This is a genomic window from Saonia flava (assembly GCF_011927795.1).
Classification (GTDB): domain Bacteria; phylum Bacteroidota; class Bacteroidia; order Flavobacteriales; family Flavobacteriaceae; genus Saonia; species Saonia flava.
This window is the reverse complement of sequence record NZ_JAATJJ010000001.1, coordinates 2,699,458-2,715,987: the sequence shown is the minus strand read 5'-3', so window position 1 is coordinate 2,715,987 and position 16,530 is coordinate 2,699,458. Positions and strand designations below refer to the sequence as shown.

The 16,530-nt window shown below is 36.3% G+C and carries 12 protein-coding genes; 1 reads left to right on the top strand and 11 read right to left on the bottom strand.

Translation table 11 applies throughout. The annotated features are described in order from the left end of the window. Window positions 1-3: 3 nt before the first annotated feature. From GGR42_RS11900 to GGR42_RS11880, 5 genes are all read right to left on the bottom strand, one after another. Entirely contained in the window at window positions 4-1,368 is a 1,365-nt protein-coding gene (locus GGR42_RS11900; RefSeq protein ID WP_167964186.1) for a TolC family protein, read from the bottom strand. Window positions 1,369-1,382: 14 nt separating this feature from the next. Next, window positions 1,383-4,667 carry an efflux RND transporter permease subunit gene (locus GGR42_RS11895; protein WP_167964184.1) on the bottom strand — a complete coding sequence of 1,095 codons (3,285 nt, stop codon included), beginning with the start codon at window positions 4,665-4,667 and terminating at the stop codon, window positions 1,383-1,385. Next, the gene (locus GGR42_RS11890) at window positions 4,667-5,815 is read right to left on the bottom strand and encodes an efflux RND transporter periplasmic adaptor subunit (protein ID WP_167964182.1); all 1,149 of its coding nucleotides are present in this window, start codon (window positions 5,813-5,815) and stop codon (window positions 4,667-4,669) included. Before GGR42_RS11890 ends, GGR42_RS11895 begins: the two co-directional genes overlap by 1 nt. A 153-nt stretch (window positions 5,816-5,968) precedes the next feature. Next, window positions 5,969-6,847, bottom strand: coding sequence for a leucine-rich repeat domain-containing protein (locus GGR42_RS11885; RefSeq protein WP_167964180.1), 879 nt, complete (start codon window positions 6,845-6,847; stop codon window positions 5,969-5,971). A gap of 190 nt (window positions 6,848-7,037) precedes the next feature. Further along, on the bottom strand, window positions 7,038-8,954 hold the full coding sequence (locus GGR42_RS11880) for an ABC-F family ATP-binding cassette domain-containing protein (RefSeq protein WP_167964178.1): 1,917 nt from the start codon (window positions 8,952-8,954) through the stop codon (window positions 7,038-7,040). Window positions 8,955-9,018: 64 nt separating this feature from the next. Here GGR42_RS11880 and GGR42_RS11875 point away from each other — a divergent pair, with 64 nt between their 5' ends. Beyond that, window positions 9,019-9,402, top strand: coding sequence for a DUF983 domain-containing protein (locus tag GGR42_RS11875; protein ID WP_167964176.1), 384 nt, complete (start codon window positions 9,019-9,021; stop codon window positions 9,400-9,402). Here the strand turns inward: GGR42_RS11875 and GGR42_RS11870 are convergent. The 6 genes from GGR42_RS11870 to GGR42_RS11845 all read right to left on the bottom strand — a co-directional run bounded on the left by GGR42_RS11870 (window position 9,375) and on the right by GGR42_RS11845 (window position 16,529). Continuing rightward, a complete protein-coding gene (locus GGR42_RS11870; RefSeq protein ID WP_167964174.1) occupies window positions 9,375-10,454 on the bottom strand; it encodes an NAD(P)/FAD-dependent oxidoreductase in 1,080 nt (359 codons plus the stop codon). The two genes, GGR42_RS11875 and GGR42_RS11870, sit on opposite strands and share 28 nt — an antisense overlap. Window positions 10,455-10,541: 87 nt before the next feature. Beyond that, entirely contained in the window at window positions 10,542-11,444 is a 903-nt protein-coding gene (gene porN / locus GGR42_RS11865) for a type IX secretion system ring subunit PorN/GldN (RefSeq protein WP_167964172.1), read from the bottom strand. An 87-nt stretch (window positions 11,445-11,531) separates the two neighbouring features. Beyond that, a complete protein-coding gene (gene porM / locus GGR42_RS11860) occupies window positions 11,532-13,100 on the bottom strand; it encodes a type IX secretion system motor protein PorM/GldM (protein ID WP_167964170.1) in 1,569 nt (522 codons plus the stop codon). Between the two features lie 59 nt (window positions 13,101-13,159). Beyond that, window positions 13,160-13,813, bottom strand: coding sequence for a type IX secretion system motor protein PorL/GldL (gene porL / locus GGR42_RS11855; protein ID WP_167964168.1), 654 nt, complete (start codon window positions 13,811-13,813; stop codon window positions 13,160-13,162). A 77-nt stretch (window positions 13,814-13,890) separates the two neighbouring features. Then, on the bottom strand, window positions 13,891-15,252 hold the full coding sequence (gene porK / locus GGR42_RS11850; RefSeq protein ID WP_167964166.1) for a T9SS ring complex lipoprotein PorK/GldK: 1,362 nt from the start codon (window positions 15,250-15,252) through the stop codon (window positions 13,891-13,893). Window positions 15,253-15,371: 119 nt separating this feature from the next. Continuing rightward, on the bottom strand, window positions 15,372-16,529 hold the full coding sequence (locus tag GGR42_RS11845) for a formimidoylglutamase (RefSeq protein WP_167964164.1): 1,158 nt from the start codon (window positions 16,527-16,529) through the stop codon (window positions 15,372-15,374). Window position 16,530 lies beyond the last annotated feature (1 nt).

The window sequence follows — 16,530 nt, the reverse complement described above, 5'->3', positions numbered from 1 at the left end:
ATGCTACAAATCAACATTTAAAAGTTGTCCTGTTAATTGCAATAGTTGTAACTCCGCCAATTTAGCATCATATTTTGCTAAGTTTTTATTGGTCTGGGCATTCAACAGATTTATCTGTGCCTGCCTAAATTCAATAGAGGTAATCCTACCCAATTGAAACTGCTCTTTAGAACGCTCAAAATTATTTTGATTGGTCAAAACATTTTGTTCTTGAATGTTATATATATTCAATCTATTCTTATAAATATCCATCGCGTTTTGAATGTCCCTGTTTACCTCCAACTCAACTTGCTTTTTCAACATTTCTTGATTTTCATAAGCAATTTTGGAATTTTTTACACGAACTGTGGTACCTCCACCATCAAATAAATTCCAAGTTAAACTAGCTCCCAGTCCCAAACTTACCGAGGTGGTATTAGTTCCCGGGAAAACAACCCCTGAAAAAAATGCGGAGGGTGCACTTTGATTTAAATTCCAACCATAAGAGCCCGATAGACCAATTGTGGGTAAATATCCAGATTTATTCACTTTGATATCATACTCATTTATCTTCAAATTTCTCTCTGTTTGCAGGACAGCCACATTGTTACTCTGTGCTTGGGATATAAATTCTTCCAACCTTAATTTGGATACAAAGCGAACAACAGTATCCACAACATAAGTTTCCTCCAAGTTTTGGTTTACAATTACATTGAGGTCCCTTTTTGTGTTTCTTAATTGCTGTTGAACATTCAATAGATTTATACTGTCGTTTGTAACATCCACTTGGGCATTTAAAATATCCAATTTTGTGTTTTGCCCATAATCAAAGGCATACTCTGCCCTCGTGTTCCTATTTTTAGATATTTCTAGGGCCTGTTGCAATACATTTTCGTTTTCTGTAAGCCTAGCAACCTCAAAATAAACACTAAAAAGCTGAAGCATTGTATTTTCAATGGTTTCCCTTGCTTGCAACTCGCTTAACTGATATTGTTCTTTTAGCCTTTTGTAGTTATAGTATCTTCCCAAACCATCAAACAACGTATAATTGAGATTTAATCCAGAATTATAGCGTTGACTTTCTGCTTTATTGACCTCGGCATCTGGCCTAAGGCTACCATCCTCTAAAAGCTGACCGGGAAACTCCGTGTTGGAATCACTCCTATTATAATTCGCCCCAGCTGTTCCTGTAAGACTAGGTAAATAACCCGAATTCAATACGCTTTTGTTGTTCTCTGCAATTTCTACAAAATTCTTGGCGACATTTATTCCATAATTGTTTTCCAATGTCAAGGCCACGGCTTCTTCCTTGGACAACAATTTTTCTTGTGCATTACCTTTACTAAAAAAAGTGAAAATTAAAATGGGGACAATATAGATTCTTCTCATTATTCTTTATCTTCTTAAACTTGGGACACATCAGCATTGCTCTCCTCCACACTAGAGGATAACTCCTGTACTCCGTTTAATTTATGTGGCAATTCCTCTTTCATATGCAGTTCCTCATTTTGCTCCTTAATAGCTCTCTCTACTTCTTCTTTTGTTACTTTATCTCCTGTTTTTAACCATTTTGCAACAACTTTTGCCTTATTGCTAAAGGATAGGAACAAAGGCAACATTAACAATGTTAATATGGTTGCAAAACCAATACCATAGGCAATGGCAATGGCCATAGGTTTTAAAAACTGGGCTTGTCTACTTTTCTCCAAAAGTAATGGGGCCAAACCTGCAATTGTAGTTATTGATGTTAAGAATATGGCCCTGAAACGTGCACGACCCGCTTCATAAATAGCATTATCAAACTTCATTCCTTCCCGCAAATTACTATTGAACTTGCCTATTAAAACCAAGCCATCATTGACCATAATACCAATCAGGGCAATAATGCCCAACATAGAAAGTATGTTGATTGGAAAACCATGAATCCAATGACCCCACGCAACCGCTGTTAAACTAAAAGGCACCAATAATAACAACATAAGTGGTTGACTAAAACTTCTAAAAGTAAAGGCAATGGTTACATAAATTAAAAACAACACAGTAAGACCAGCAAACTTTAAAGACTTCATGAGCTTGCCCGCTTCACGGTTTTGTCCTTCATAAGATGCGGAGACCGTAGGATATCTTGATTGTATTGCAGGCATTACATTTGTCCGAATATCAGTCATAATATCCGTAGAACTTGTAGTCTCTACATCTTTAATATCGGCAGAAATCTGTATTTCCCTTCTCCCATCCAAATGATTGATAGCCACATCTCCCCTTTCAATTGAATAATTGGCTATTTCATTTAAGGGAACCCTACTTCCACTAGGGGTAACAATACGCATCTCATCCAAATCCGTTATGGAGGACCTATTCTCCCTATCATACCGCACCCATACCCTAATCTCATCCTGTCCACGTTGAAAACGTTGTGCCTGAGCTCCAAAAAAACCGGCACGTACCTGAGACATGATATTTCTTAAATTAAGCCCTAGGGCATAGGCATTTTCTTTTAATTCTAGTCTTATCTCCTTTATACCGGCAGGATCATTATCCTCAACATCTTTCAATAATGAATTATTCTCCATAACCGACTTAAGTTCGGCTTTGGCTGCTTTTAACTCCCCTATATTACTTCCCAAAAGCGAAACTGAAACTGGACTACCTCCAAAATTTCCTCCTGAACCATATATAAGACTTTCCACACCAATTACAGGCCCCACCAATTCTTGCAATCTATTGGATACCATATCTGAACGAATGGCGTCTGGTCTTTCCTCGCCTGGAAGCATATTAATGACCAATGTTGCAGAAGAAGAACCTGGCCCTAAATTCTTTATAACATTTTCAAACAACATCTTATCTGTACCCTGCAAGTACTTATCCGTCATTTCCTGATTCACGATTTCGGCTTTATCATAAATCAAACTTATAATGGAATCTGTAATTTTCTCATTAGTACCATTGGGCATGGACAATTCTACGGCAATTCTATCACTAGCAATTCTTGGAAAAAAAGCAGTTCTAACAATGCCGCCCCCAATAGAACCAAATGTGAGTATTAGCGCCATTACAAAAAAAGCAAACGTCAATATTTTATACCGCAAAGCAAACTTTAATGCCGGACTGTACAACCTATCTCTCATCCAGTTCATCATACGATCACCCACCGCATTGATTATCCTTAACTTTAAGAAAACTTTTGCGATTCCTTTCTTTGGTGTATGCTGCATTGAATGAAGAGCCTTTGAATGGGCCAAATGCGCAGGCAAAATTATTAGTGCCTCAACTAAAGAAACAACCAAGGTAAGAATTACAATTACTGAAACTTCAGAGAAAAACTCTCCGATTCTTCCGTCCAAAAAGAAGAAAATCGAGAATGCCAATACCGTTGTTATAATGGCAGATACAATAGGGGGAATAACCTCCATTGTACCATCTATTGCAGCCTGTACAGGAGTTTTCCCTTTTTCATAATGCTGATAGATATTTTCTGCTATTACTATACCATCATCAACCAGAATCCCAATTACAATTATCATCCCGAAAAGAGATAATACATTAATAGTAACATTAAATAGTGGAGCAAAAACAAACATTCCCAAAAAAGCCACAGGGAGACCAAAAGCCACCCAAAAAGCCAATCTAGTATTCAGGAAAAGAGATAAAAAGATAAGTACCAATATCATCCCAACTACCGCATTTTCTGTTAACAATTGAGTTCGTTGGTTCAACACTTTGGAAAGATCGTTCACAATGCTCAGGTGAACATTATTGTGCTTTTGGTTAAATTCTTCGATATACACTTTCACCTTATCGGCGGCAGAAATCAAATCCTCAGTATTGGTACTGGTGATTGTGGCATTCACAGAGAGTTCTCCATTAAAATAAGAAGCATTTGGTGTTTCCGAAAATCTATCCCTTACAACGGCAACATCCTTAAGTCTAATCGTTTTACCCGAAGCATCTGACCTGACAATTACATTCGATAGTTCATCTCCGTAATAACTCCTATTATTGGCCCTAATTAAATACTCTTCTTCATTAGTTTTGATATTGCCTCCAGTAACCAGTATATTGGCATTGTTCACTGCTTGTGCCACTTCGGAAAAAGAAACATTATAAGCTAATAGGCTATTTTCATTAACAGCAATTTCAATTTCTTCCTGGGGATAACCAGACATACTTATCTGCGAAATACCCTCTATTGCCCTAAGTTCATTCTCTATTTGTCTACCTATCTGTTTTAAGGTTGCCAAGGGAATACCTTCTCCACTGATTGCAAAACTTATGGTCTGTCTTACAGCCTCTAATTTAGACACTACCAAGGGTTCCATTCCCGTTGGAAATGAGGGCACTCTATCCACTGCATTTTTTACTTGAAGAAGCATAAAATCTATGTCCCTGCCCTTCTCTATCTCTACATTGATATTGCCACTATTCTCCCTAGAAGTAGATGTAACACGATCAACACCTACCAAACCTTTTAAATTATCCTCTATTTGAAGCACTATACCTTCTTCAACCTCCTGAGGGGAGGCCCCAGGATATGTAATACTTACAGAAATATTTTTGGAATCTGAAAGTGGGAAAAAAGAAGATTTTAAGGTGTAGGCACCAACAATACCAAAAATAAAAAACGCAATAATAATAACGTTGACCGCAACATGGTACTTAATAAAATAGGATATGATCTTTCTCATTATTCTATAGCCTTGGTTTGTTCAGTAGTTCCTTTTTCATCAAAAACTTTAACTAGCATTCCCGCATAGGCACCAACAACAGGTTTTTCTACAATTGTAATACCATCGGGAACATTTTTTAGCACAACCTTTTTATCTGAAAAGAAAACAGGTCTTACATCTATTACGTCCAAAATGGAATCCCTAACCACAAAAATCTGCTGGCTTTCCAATAGCAGCCCTCTATCAATCTCTATGGCATCGGTTTCTTCTTTGGCATTAAGGTTTGCTTCCATATACATACCTTCTTTTAACTCATCATCTATTACCTCAATAAAAGCAGTTATTGTTTGGGAAGCTTGGTCCACCCTACCATTAATACGAGCTACCTTTCCCGTATAAGTTTTTGTTCTATCCAAATTGATCAGCTCTACGGCCTTCCCAACTTTGAGAAGCTCTCCATGTATTTTACTAACCGCCACTTCTAATTCATAAACTCCAGTATTTATAAACTCACCAAGTTTTTGACCAGAACGCACCAGAGTGCCTTCCGTTACTAAAGCCTCGGTAAGAACACCGCTATATGGAGCTGTTATTGTATACTTAGAAAGACGTTGTTCTAAGTTTTTAACATTGTAGTAGTTGGTTAAAATACCGCGTCCTGATATAAAGAATTGTTCCTTTTCCGAAGTCATTTCTGGTAAAGGTGGGGTACTCTTGTTAATATCAAAGCTTCTTAAATACCCCTCCCACTTTGGAAAAACATCTGGATAGTCCAAACGTAAGTCTGGCATTATTGAAGTAATCAAATTATATAAATTGCTTTTGGCCGATTGTACACTGGCATAATATTCCGAAGCATCAATCCCTATTAACCTTTCTCCTGCCCTATACTCCTGTCCCGTTTTAAAGAGTTTATTTCCTCTTCTAAAAACACCTTGTACCTCAGCAAAAAGTTCCATTCTTTGTTTTGCAACCAAATTACCATTAGCAGACACAATAATGGGGACTACACCATTTTGCACAGTATCGACAAAGACTGTCTTTACTACTTTATTTGGCCTAGCTTTCGGTACTTTTTTACTTTTGACAATTAGGCCAGCTGCATATATTGCAGCAATAATCAATAAGACTCCTAAAATTGATAAAATAATTTTCCTGAGATTCATAAAAGGATAGAATAGATTGGTATTTAGATTGCAAAACTATCTATTAGTTTAAGCCCGCCTTGTTAAATATATCTTAAATATAACAGAGTATTTAAAACAAAAAAGGATGCCATTGGACATCCTTTTAAATTCAAACTAACTAATAAAAAATTACTAATTATCTCTATCTTCTTCAAATTTTGTGTCAGCCATTCTTGTTTTGCTGAAATCCATGTCCTTAAAATCCAATCTGACATCTTCTTTGTCATAATCGAAAACTAAAAATTGTTTAGTGTTCATCATTTCCAAACTTTTATAAGAATTAAACTTATTGTTTTGGATTTGAAGGATTTCCAAACTTGCCAATTGGCCAAATTCTTTTGGAATTTCACCTCCTAGATTATTGTTGGCCAAAACCAGCTCCTTTAATTGGGCCAAATTGCCCAATGTTGATGGAATAGACCCTTCTAGAGTATTTTCAAAAAGGCCAAGACTTTTTAACATTGTAAGGTTACCCAAGGATTCCGGTATTTCTCCTTTTAAATTATTACTAGAGAGATTAAGTACCTTTAAGTTTTTTATATCCCCAATACTTTCTGGAATGCTTCCATTTAAAAAATTATTAAAAAGAGACAACTCTTCTAAATTTTTTAAACTTCCTATTTCATCGGGAATAACACCTTTTAACCTGTTCATTTCCAGTTTTAAAACTTTTAATTGTTCCAAATCTGATAATTCTTTAGGAAATTCTCCTGCCAAATTATTGAATGCCAAATTAAGGTGAGATAAATTTTTAAGTTTTTTTATACTTTTTGGAATGACTCCACTAAGGTTGTTTCTAAACAAGTTAATTTCCACTACATGACCATCAATCACTTTTACCCCATACCATTCGGTCACTGGAGCACTTAAGTCCCATTTATTAACCCACTCTGCACCATTGGTATCATTATAAAGATCCAATAATGCGCTTCTTTCCTTACTGGAAACATTGGCAAAAACAAGCTGCCCTGCAACTAAAATTATAGCTAGAATTGGTAGAATTTTTTTCATTATTATATTATTTTGGGATAATGATAAATTACATCAAATCTTACATTTATAGGATTTGTCCTACAAATTTAACAATATTAGCTTATACATACCAAAATAGTCGTTGAACAGCAGCAAACAGGCCAATTTTGTTGTGAAAATGTAGAAAGCTGTTGTGTAGAGCCTTTAGGTGTATGTTAAAAAAAGAAGTCTATGAGTAATTTTCTAAATCCAATGTGATTTTTTCCCAATTCTCCATTAATTCCTCCAAGGTTTTCTTCTTTTTTTGATAACCATCAAAGAAATTGGGCTTGGCTATGGTGCTATCATAATCCATTAATAGTTCATGGTCTATTTTCCCTATTTCCTTTTCCAAGGAAGAAATCTTACTTTCTATAGTGCTTAGTTTATTTTTTAAAGACTTTAACGCCTTAGCATCTTGGTAACTGGTATCCTTTGGTTTGTTTTTTTGTTTGGCCTTTCCGCCGTCATCGTCTTTTTTTTCAATGGCCCTAAAATCCTCAACTTTTCTTTGTTCCAAATAAAAGTTAATATCACCTAAATATTCTTTTATTTTTCTATCCTTAAACTCATATACTTTATTGGTTAGACCCTGCAAGAAATCCCTATCATGTGAAACCAATATTAGTGTGCCTTCAAAATTGATTAATGCCTGTTTTAAAACATTTTTAGATTTTATATCCAAATGGTTGGTGGGCTCATCCATGACAAGGACATTGAAAGGTTGCAAGAGCATTTTGGCCAATGCCAACCTATTGCGCTCTCCACCCGATAAAACTTTTACATATTTCTCCACATCATCCCCCCTAAAAAGAAATGAGCCCAAAATATCCCTGACCTTACTTCTATTTTTCTCGTTAGCGGCATCTATCATGGTATCCAATATGGTTTTGTTGCCTTCCAAATATTCCGCCTGGTTTTGGGCAAAATATCCTATTTGAACATTGTGACCCAATTTAAGATGTCCTCCAAAATCTAAATCGCCAACCATTATCTTTGCCAAAGTAGATTTCCCTTGCCCATTCTGGCCCACAAAAGCAGTTTTACTATCTCTTTCTATAAGTAGATTAATACCATTTAACACATGCTTATCTCCGTAGCTTTTGGAAAGCTCCTCCATCTCAACAATTATTTTTCCAGGGGTAATGGAAATTGGAAATCGTAAGTTCATTACACTGTTGTCATCCTCATCAACCTCAATACGTTCTATTTTATCCAATTTCTTGATAAGTGATTGTGCCATAGAAGCTTTGGTAGACTTTGCCCTAAACTTTTCAATCAGCCTTTCAGCTTGCTGAATTTCTTTTTGCTGATTCTTTTGTGCATTTAGTTGCTGCTCCTTCATTTCACTTCTCAAAACCAGGTATTTTGAATAAGGTTTGTTGTAGTCATATATTCTACCCAAGGAAATCTCAATCGTACGATTGGTTACATTGTCCAAAAACATTTTATCATGGGAAACAATCACCACTGCTCCTGCATAATTCTTTAGAAATTGTTCTAGCCAAATAATGGATTCTATATCTAAATGATTAGTAGGTTCATCTAATAATAGAACATCATTATTTTGTAGCAACAACTTGGCAAGTTCTATTCGCATTCGCCAGCCTCCAGAAAAAGTGTCGGTTTTATTATCAAAATCCATGCGTGAAAAACCCAATCCCTGCAAAATTTTCTCTGTATCACCTTGGTAGTTATAGCCCCCTAAAATTTCATATCTATGTGTAACATCGTTAAGATCAACCATAAGTTGATGATAGATTTCACTTTCATAATCGGTACGCTCTACCAATTGATGGTTAATGTCATCTAATTGTAATTCTAACTTCTTTATTTCCTCAAATGCTTGGTAGGCTTCTTCCAAAACGGTTCTTCCCTGCACAAAATCTATATCCTGTCTTAGAAAACCTATCTTAACCTCTTTATCAGAAGCTATAACACCAGTGTCTGGGGCAGAATCTTTGGACAGCAATTTCAACAAAGTGGACTTTCCCGCTCCATTTTTTCCGATGAGCCCTACTCGGTCCCCAGAATTTAACCTAAAAGAAATTTCCTCAAACAAATATTCTCCTCCAAACGAAACAGAAAGGTTATGGATATTAAGCATATTTTGTGACTATTGTTACAATGAAAATTAACGAGAAACTGTAGTTTTGTCAAAACTTTTGCAAATGTTAAAAAAAGGAAGCAAACTCTACAGTATTTTAACAGGAACTTGTCCAAAATGTCAAGAAGAAAGTATGTATCTGAACAAGAATCCTTACAATGTTTCCAAACTTTTAAAAATGCACGAGCGTTGCTCCCATTGTAGTACAAAATACAAGATCGAGCCCTCATTTTTTTATGGAGCCATGTATGTAAGCTATGGGGTGGGAATTGCTTTTGCCGTGGCCGCCTTTATTATTTCCAAATTGTTTATAGGAGCTTCACTAAAAACTACTTTCATAGCAATTGTTGTTACCATGATTATTTTTATGCCGTTCATAATAAGAATATCTAGAAATATCTGGATCAACCTATTTATTGGTTATGACCCAGAAGGGAAAAAAGCCTGATCTTTAAAATATTTCTTTGTGAATCTGTCAATGTCCATTTCTTTTGGTAATGATTCCCCAGTTTCCACATACTTATACAAATTGTTCGATGCCCAAGGGCCTATCATAACTCCCCTTGAACCAAAACCATTGAGCACATAGATATTTCTGTACTGCGGATGCCTTCCTACCAAAGGTCTCCTGTCCACTACTGTTGGTCTAATTCCTGCAACGTGGTCTATTACCTCATAATCACATCTTAGAAAAACACTCAATTTTTCTAAAAGTTCATTTTTGGCCTCTTGGGTGGGAGTATGGGTCTTGTCCTTCCATTTGTATGTGGCACCCACTCTGTATAAGTCATTTCCCAAAGGGATTATAAATATTGAAGATTTAACAACACTTTCTTCTTTTAAACTTGGAGCCTTAATGGTTAACAACTCACCTTTTGTACCATTGAGTGGCAAATAATTAAAAAAAGAGTTTCCTTTTAAGCCATACCCAGTGGCAAATACAATTCTTCTAGCTTTAAGGGATTGATAAGAAACATAATCCCCATGTTGTTCTAATTCAGAAAACCGAAAAGATTCGTGTACCAAACTCTTTTTTTCAACCAAGTAAGACCAATATTTTTCTTGCAACAATTGGGTATCTATCCTACCCGTCCCCAACACTTCACCATATCCAAAAGGTGCATCTATATTGGAATTTATGTTTGAAACAATCTTAGCTGACAAAAAAGGCTTTAAAACAATTCTGTCCGATGCCTCAAACCACATGTTTTGCTCTTCAATTGAAGCAAACCTCCTAAGGACGGGAACTTTATAATCCAATTGAACCCCCAACCTATTTTCCAAACCATTGTAGAATGGAATAGCAAAATCCAATTGCTCGCCTGCATTCCATGCTGAAGTAAACCTTTTAAGTATAACAGGATTATAAAGGCCACCGGCCACAGTTGATGATTTTTGGGAATCATCCGAGACCACCACAAAGGTCTTATCATTTTTTTCAAGCGTCTCACAAAAAGAGATTCCAGCTAAGCCCAATCCCACTACCAGATAATCTAACATGGGACAAAAATAAAAAACGCCGCACTTAAAGTGCGGCGTTTTTATTTTATAATTGAATTGGAATCAATATAATTTCATTTATTTTCACTAATAAGCCCACATATCTTGTTCTCTATCTCTGATAGTTTCCTTAATACGTTTGGCCTCCAACAACTGGAATAGAGCATTATCTGTAACATAGTCATTCACCTTACGGTCTCCATGAACGTTATCCTCTCTATAGATAATTGCATTGAACCTTCTTGCGTTCAACAACATATCATAGGATATGGGTTGTGCAGAATTTCTTTGGTTAAATACCTTGGCCTCATGTAAAATCTCTCTTGCGCTTGGATACCAAACCCAGAACAATTCTACCTTGGCATCTTCTAAATCCATAGACTCGTCATCTATAAAATTAACATCCGGTGCCACAGGTGCAATACCCAACAATCTATACTTTAATTCCCCTAAACGTTTGTCAAAATACCAAATACCTTTTATATGATATTCTTCAATATCAGCGGCAGTTAGGTCTCTTTTGTTAATATATTCGGGAGAAATTTGCTCACCTGCATTATACTGTTCGTATCCATAATCCGTGGTATCCACTTTTTGCAAAGCACCTCTAATATCATCAAGAGTACGCTTTTCTGTAAAATAAGAATCTGCATAGATATCAGTTAGCTTACCGTTTCTAATGTTTTTCATAAAAACATCATATAACGACCTTCTATCCGATCCTATATCAATAGTATCCGTAGGATAGTACAAAGGAAAATTAACACGCTCGTCCAAATCAATAGTTTCCCATAAAGTCTTGGACCAAAGAATATCCCTTTCATCCACATAGGCATATTCTAGAGGAGCATCATTATCTTGAGCAATTTGTGCTTCTGTTTTTACTCCAATCTCAGTTGGCTTTTTGGCATTTAAAATATTTGCCTGTGCCATCATGGACATTGGTAACAGAGCTACAGCTCCAATAAATAAAACATTCTTCCAATTCATTTCTAACTTTTTAATTATTTACTTTTTAGAGGTATTGCGCTTATGCACAATACCTACTAAAAAGTTTTATATTAAACGTACTACGTACTAGTTTGTAATTTCAACAACAACAGGAGATACTTTTTTCAACTTGTAGCCTCTGTTATTGGTAATGTATGCTTCTACGTCAAAAATCTGAACAGCATCACCTCTTTTTGCCCTTCTAAGAGCTGACTTAGCTCTACCGTCCAACTTATTACCTCTTACATTGATAGTTGGTTGTCCAGGCACTTTAAACTTAAATCCACTTACGGCAAGATTAAGGTCAAAATCAAAATCTTCCAATAAGGCCCCAACAGTTGCAATCTCCAAGTTTGTTCTTGGCATTTTTGCACTACCAGATTCTCCTCTAATAGAACCAGATGGTCTTGGAATATCTTTAATTCTAAACTCGGCAGGAGTAGAGATACGTTGACCATCAGGCAATACACCAGATGCGATAATCTTTACTGTTCTACCTTTACCAGGATTCATTACATATTTACTACCACTTCTCTTGGTAAGACCAGGAGCAGATGCTGAAACTTTATTGTCAGGAATTCCAGGAATGGAAATAGACATTGGGTTAGCAACACCACGATATACAACATTCATTTTATCAGCAGCAATTAAAGCAGCATTTGGCTTGGTAATTGTCGCGAATTTTTGAGACACAGGCACTTCTGTTCTCTCACCATCCTGCAAGAATACCAAGTTTCCTTTTAATTCATGATCTCCAGGGCCGCCTGCACTTACCAATAATTTTACTTTACCATCTTCGATAGCAAAATCTTTACCTTCAGTCAACTTTCTACCATCCAAAGTAATGTTTACCTCATTTGGTCTAGTAGAAGCATCTTTACGTCCCAACACTATACTTCCTGTGAACTTCTCACCAGCATAGTAAGCTGACTTTTCTTGTTCCAATAAAGTTGTATAGTTGGTCATAGAGATTTCACTGGTCAACTGACCTTCCAACATAGATTTTAAAGCGTCTTCTTCAGTTGCTTTAATATCAGCCTGCAAGGCAGTTAATTTGGTCAAAGAAGCAATCAAAGGAAAACCTTCATAATGATAATTGATCCAATCTTGCTTTGTACCGTCTCTTTTCTCAACTTTACCATTAGCATCACCAGTTTCAAATCGAGTTAAAACTGCTGTCTTTACTTCTTTCATTTCTGCTGGTAAAATAGCCGAAACCTTAGTACGGTAATCTGTAATCCTCTTCACGAACTCTTTACCTTCTTTACCCAAGTTATCACCTTGAAAGAATTTTTCATCCAAGTGATCCGACTTATCCATTACGGCATAATCTTTAGGATCTTCCACATCTTTGGTAATATCCTTTTTTAAGCCTTCTAAATAATCATAATACTCTTGGGACAAGCTCTTAATTTCTTGCGCCTTTTTGTATAGAGGACCAAACTTTTCCTCGTTTTCAGTCGCTTTAGTCTCCAAACCTGTCAAGAAGGCAAGATTGCTCTCTCCGGTTTTTTTGTTTGAAGTCTCCATCTTTTCGTTCATAAGGCCGAAAGCTGCAAGAACTTCTTTACTCATATTTAATGCCAGCATACATATGAAGACCAAATACATTAAGTTGATCATCTTCTGCCGTGGCCCTTGTTTTCCTGATGCCATGTTTTTCTAATTAGGTTTAATTAATAATTTGATTTGGATTTGTTATTTACTAACACTAATTAGTTTTTACTCATAGCTGATAGCATACCACCGTAAACTCCATTTAAAGAAGAAAGGTTAGTTGCCAAAGATTCCATTTGATCTTTAAGTGCTCCAGATTTCTCAACAACTTCTTCATTGATAGAAGCTTGTCTACTAGCACTTTCCAATTGTACTTTATACAAACTGTTCAAAGACTCCATTTGAGCTGCCGCTTGAGACATTTCATCAGAATACTTTTTAGTAGATTCCATAGCGTCAACTGTAGGAGCAATTCCCTTAGCAGCACCTTCAAAGTTCTTAATGCTAGAACCTAAGCTTGTCATTAACTCGGCATCTACACCGGCTTCTTTTAACAAACTATCTAATTTTTTAGATAATAATCCTTCTGCTTCTTGAGCTTCCTGAGCTTCGCTCTTTTTCTTACCACTAGCTTGTCCACCCGCTAATTCTGGGTATACCAAAGACCAATCCACGTCTTCTTCTATTGGTTCAAATGCACTAATTGCAAAAATAAGAGCCTCTGTTATAAGACCTACAGCTAAAAGAAGTCCCCCAGTTAAAGGTCCAAACTCCCAGTGAAGGATTTTAAATAACGCTCCAATAATAACGACTGAAGCTCCAAGGCCATAGGCCATTGCAAATAATTTTTTTGTTGATTTCGACTGTGCCATAATTTAAGATTTAATTTAAGTTTAATGTTAAAAATAATAAGTATTTGGTTAAATTTAAGATAAGGTTAATATTAATTTTATCTGATTCCTTTAGGGTCCTCTTCGCCCATAAAATCCTGTACTGTACGGAATCCTATGTAACTTCTAGCAGAATCTTGGTATTCATAATCTCTTGTACTAACTTGTAAAAAATATGCAACATCCTTCCAAGAACCACCTCTAATAACTTTTCTTTCGTTATCGCCAGATATGGCATTTGGATTCATCGTTGAAACATATTCATATGAGTTTGGATCGTAACTAGAGTTGGTCCACTCTGATACATTTCCTGCCATATTGAACAAGTTATAATCGTTTGGCTCAAAAGATTTGGCTTCTACAGTATACAGTGCCGTATCTGCCGCATAATCTCCACGCTGGGGTTTAAAGTTTGCCATAAAGCAACCTGTATCACTAATTACATAAGGACCACCCCAAGGGTACGTTCCACTTTCTATACCTCCTCTTGCCGCATATTCCCACTCAGCTTCCGTTGGCAATCTAAACTGATTTACAAACTGTTTGCCTTTATCTTTTTGATCATCATTCTTGAACTTGGTTCTCCAGTTACAGAATGCTTTCGCCTGTGCCCATGAAACTCCCACAACAGGATAATCACTATAGGCATCGTGCCAAAAATAATCGTTGTGCATGGGCTCATTATAAGAGTATGAGAAATCCCTGATCCAAACAGTTGTATCTGGATAGATTTCCAATTCCTCCTGTCTTATAAAATCCTTTCTACTACCTGATCTAGAACGAGCAGCGGCTTCAATATCCATCCAACTGTATTTATATTTTAATATAGTTACATCTACAGTTCTTTGACCATTATATGACTCTTCTTCTGGAATATATATTGAGTCCATAATTTCGGCATAATACTCATCTGGATAATCAGAAGTATCCCAAACAAGATTTTCATCCATGTTCAAAGCTCTACCTTCATAACCTGTTTCCCCCATTCCAGAATAATTGTCCATCATGTATTTGTCATAAACAGACATCTTGGTTGTATCTGCATCTTTAAATGCATAATCACCAATACCTCCATCTTCTGGACCTAATCCTAACTCATCCGCCAAGATGGCCAATTTGGTTCTAGTAATGGAGTCTTTAACCCATTCCACAAACTGACGATATTCGCTATTAGTTATTTCTGTATCATCCATATAGAACGATCTTACAGTTACTGTTTTTGTTGGTGCGCTCATGACTTTTGCCATATCCTCTTCAGACTTACCCATAATGAATGCACCCTGAGGAATAAGTTCCATTCCATAGGGTTTTTCAGGATACCACTTCTTTCCTTTGGCTCCTACGAGTTCCCCCTGTGTTTTAGACCCACAACTGGTGAGTAAAAAACCAAATGCTATAGATAGTAACAATAGCTTCTTCATACTTTAGGTTAAATTTGGATTAAGACTTCAAAAAAATTGTTATACAATTATTATTCTCTAAAACTAATTTTTGATTAAAATATTGTGTAAGAAAGATATATCCTTAAAAAATATTTTGATCAATTAAAGCCTTTCTTATAAGCTTTGAACCACCTTTCAGGAATATTTTGGTTACATGCATCCAGATAGTCCTGTTCGGTGCATGGTAATAACGCAGGTGATTTTGTTTTAGTATGTGAAGTTAAAATAGATGGCACTTCTACCCACCATCTTTCTGTTAAATGGCTTTTGTAGTACACCAATTCCTCTGTATCAGTGGGAACAATGAACTTTGTGAAATCTTCATTTTTAGAATTGGGCGACTCCTCCACCCTATAGTTATGACCCTCCAAAAAATACCAAACAATTTGAGCTATCAATTGGTATGTCTGTGAGGTATTCTCAGCTTCGTAAATTCCGAAGACAGATACTTTATCACTAATTCCGGCATATCTAGCGATTGCACATATTTCCCTTCCGTTAAAACCATTTGGGGAAAAATTACTGGACATACATATATCGCTCGCCCTAACGGCCCTTAAATCCATACTTACCATATGGGCATTCCTTAGTACAGGTTCCGCCAAAGATATGTTCGCTGAAACATCCCCTAACCTATACGCATCAAAAAACAGGCGCTCCATAAGATCCACTTCTTCCTGGGCATTAAAATAACTTTGATATCCAATATTGGAAAAATTAAAAAGATTGTTGGGAGCATCTGTAATTATTTTGCTCATATAGGAATTAGAAGAAATAAGTTCTTCATCCTGTCCAAAATCGAACCTACTGTCAACAGCCACTAAATTTATCATGTCCTTGATACCATCAAAAGCCCTGTATGCCGGATATGTAATATCTTGTGTTGCTCCTAGAATAATAGGTATTATATTTTCCTCCAACAAACCGGCAACAATTTCCTTTACCACAAAGTAGGTATCCTCAACACTATCACCCTCTTCTATATCACCTAAATCTACAATTGTAGCGTCCCAATTGCCCATCATTAGTTTGTACAATTGCAATCTTATCTCAGAAATATTCAGGGGTTCTAATTTTTTCTCAAAAGCATTTCTGGATTCTAACACCCCTACTATCGCAAAGGAGGCATTGGCAAGAACAGGAAGACCCTTTCTCTCTGTATGCTTATGGATATTGCTTCCCAGCGCCTGAGGCGGAAGAAGTTCGCAATGGGCTAATACCTTGTCCGCAACTGGTATCAAAAAATCAAATGCCATA

What these genes read in the sequence shown, in the direction of transcription:
- GGR42_RS11870 (WP_167964174.1), bottom strand. Translation starts at nt 10,454, where the DNA reads ATGTTAGATTATCTGGTAGTGGGATTGGGCTTAGCTGGAATCTCTTTT.
- GGR42_RS11885 (WP_167964180.1), bottom strand. Translation starts at nt 6,847, where the DNA reads ATGAAAAAAATTCTACCAATTCTAGCTATAATTTTAGTTGCAGGGCAG.
- GGR42_RS11895 (WP_167964184.1), bottom strand. Translation starts at nt 4,667, where the DNA reads ATGAGAAAGATCATATCCTATTTTATTAAGTACCATGTTGCGGTCAAC.
- porL (WP_167964168.1), bottom strand. Translation starts at nt 13,813, where the DNA reads ATGGCACAGTCGAAATCAACAAAAAAATTATTTGCAATGGCCTATGGC.
- GGR42_RS11880 (WP_167964178.1), bottom strand. Translation starts at nt 8,954, where the DNA reads ATGCTTAATATCCATAACCTTTCTGTTTCGTTTGGAGGAGAATATTTG.
- porK (WP_167964166.1), bottom strand. Translation starts at nt 15,252, where the DNA reads ATGAAGAAGCTATTGTTACTATCTATAGCATTTGGTTTTTTACTCACC.
- porN (WP_167964172.1), bottom strand. Translation starts at nt 11,444, where the DNA reads ATGAATTGGAAGAATGTTTTATTTATTGGAGCTGTAGCTCTGTTACCA.
- GGR42_RS11875 (WP_167964176.1), top strand. Translation starts at nt 9,019, where the DNA reads ATGTTAAAAAAAGGAAGCAAACTCTACAGTATTTTAACAGGAACTTGT.
- GGR42_RS11890 (WP_167964182.1), bottom strand. Translation starts at nt 5,815, where the DNA reads ATGAATCTCAGGAAAATTATTTTATCAATTTTAGGAGTCTTATTGATT.
- GGR42_RS11900 (WP_167964186.1), bottom strand. Translation starts at nt 1,368, where the DNA reads ATGAGAAGAATCTATATTGTCCCCATTTTAATTTTCACTTTTTTTAGT.
- GGR42_RS11845 (WP_167964164.1), bottom strand. Translation starts at nt 16,529, where the DNA reads ATGGCATTTGATTTTTTGATACCAGTTGCGGACAAGGTATTAGCCCAT.
- porM (WP_167964170.1), bottom strand. Translation starts at nt 13,100, where the DNA reads ATGGCATCAGGAAAACAAGGGCCACGGCAGAAGATGATCAACTTAATG.